The organism is Providencia sp. CIM-Carb-044, assembly GCF_033901115.1.
Lineage (GTDB): Bacteria > Pseudomonadota > Gammaproteobacteria > Enterobacterales > Enterobacteriaceae > Providencia > Providencia hangzhouensis.
In genome coordinates, this window is sequence record NZ_JAXADV010000052.1 from 1 (window position 1) to 1,870 (window position 1,870).

The window sequence follows — 1,870 nt, forward strand, 5'->3', positions numbered from 1 at the left end:
CGATTGACGTTACCGACAGAAGAAGCACCGGCTAACTCCGTGCCAGCAGCCGCGGTAATACGGAGGGTGCAAGCGTTAATCGGAATTACTGGGCGTAAAGCGCACGCAGGCGGTTGATTAAGTTAGATGTGAAATCCCCGGGCTTAACCTGGGAATGGCATCTAAGACTGGTCAGCTAGAGTCTTGTAGAGGGGGGTAGAATTCCATGTGTAGCGGTGAAATGCGTAGAGATGTGGAGGAATACCGGTGGCGAAGGCGGCCCCCTGGACAAAGACTGACGCTCAGGTGCGAAAGCGTGGGGAGCAAACAGGATTAGATACCCTGGTAGTCCACGCTGTAAACGATGTCGATTTGAAGGTTGTTCCCTAGAGGAGTGGCTTTCGGAGCTAACGCGTTAAATCGACCGCCTGGGGAGTACGGCCGCAAGGTTAAAACTCAAATGAATTGACGGGGGCCCGCACAAGCGGTGGAGCATGTGGTTTAATTCGATGCAACGCGAAGAACCTTACCTACTCTTGACATCCAGAGAATTTAGCAGAGATGCTTTAGTGCCTTCGGGAACTCTGAGACAGGTGCTGCATGGCTGTCGTCAGCTCGTGTTGTGAAATGTTGGGTTAAGTCCCGCAACGAGCGCAACCCTTATCCTTTGTTGCCAGCGATTCGGTCGGGAACTCAAAGGAGACTGCCGGTGATAAACCGGAGGAAGGTGGGGATGACGTCAAGTCATCATGGCCCTTACGAGTAGGGCTACACACGTGCTACAATGGCGTATACAAAGAGAAGCGACCTCGCGAGAGCAAGCGGAACTCATAAAGTACGTCGTAGTCCGGATTGGAGTCTGCAACTCGACTCCATGAAGTCGGAATCGCTAGTAATCGTAGATCAGAATGCTACGGTGAATACGTTCCCGGGCCTTGTACACACCGCCCGTCACACCATGGGAGTGGGTTGCAAAAGAAGTAGGTAGCTTAACCTTCGGGAGGGCGCTTACCACTTTGTGATTCATGACTGGGGTGAAGTCGTAACAAGGTAACCGTAGGGGAACCTGCGGTTGGATCACCTCCTTACCATTGAAGTGTTTTTGTGAAGTGCTCACACAGATTGTCTGATGAAATAGAGTAGCGGTATCGATAGGCTTGTAGCTCAGGTGGTTAGAGCGCACCCCTGATAAGGGTGAGGTCGGTGGTTCAAGTCCACTCAGGCCTACCAAAATCGAATTGATGCGTCGTTATAGATTAGCTCACTTACCTAAGTAAGCTTCGCCAATCTATGCCTTGCCTGAATTCGATTTGTCATTTAATGACTTATATTGATACCGAAAATACCTTTATGGGGCTATAGCTCAGCTGGGAGAGCGCCTGCCTTGCACGCAGGAGGTCAGCGGTTCGATCCCGCTTAGCTCCACCATAATTTTTCTGATTATTCAGAATAGATTAGTAATAGTCTATTGCGAATAATTATGCTCTTTAACAATCTGGAACAAGCTGAAAATTGAAAACAACGCACATTGTTTATCGCTTAAACAATGTGAGAGTCTCTCAAAATTTCAGACCTGAAATTTTCGGTCACTTTAGCGAGTGGCATGAGCGAGCAGTCAGTCCTTCGCGGCGGCCAGCGCACAGCAAGCGCAGCATACATAAGTATGTGAGCATTGCGAGCACTGCCCAACAAAGAAGGAATGCACGCACAGCCATGACAGTAAGGTGAACGTTGAAACAATTTCGGGTTGTGAGGTTAAGCGACTAAGCGTACACGGTGGATGCCTAGGCAATCAGAGGCGATGAAGGACGTGCTAATCTGCGATAAGCGTCGGTAAGGTGATATGAACCGTTACAACCGACGATTTCCGAATGGGGAAACCCAGTGCAAT

General features: G+C 49.7%; 2 tRNA genes and 2 rRNA genes. All 4 read left to right on the forward strand.

What is annotated here, in order from left to right:
- A 16S ribosomal RNA gene (locus SJ312_RS23175) occupies positions 1 to 1,067 on the forward strand; the annotation flags it as partial.
- 65 nt (positions 1,068 to 1,132) lie between these two features.
- Positions 1,133 to 1,209: transfer RNA gene (locus tag SJ312_RS23180), tRNA-Ile, on the forward strand.
- 122 nt (positions 1,210 to 1,331) lie between these two features.
- A tRNA-Ala gene (locus SJ312_RS23185) sits at positions 1,332 to 1,407 on the forward strand.
- 325 nt (positions 1,408 to 1,732) lie between these two features.
- Positions 1,733 to 1,870, forward strand: a 23S ribosomal RNA gene (locus SJ312_RS23190); the annotation flags it as partial.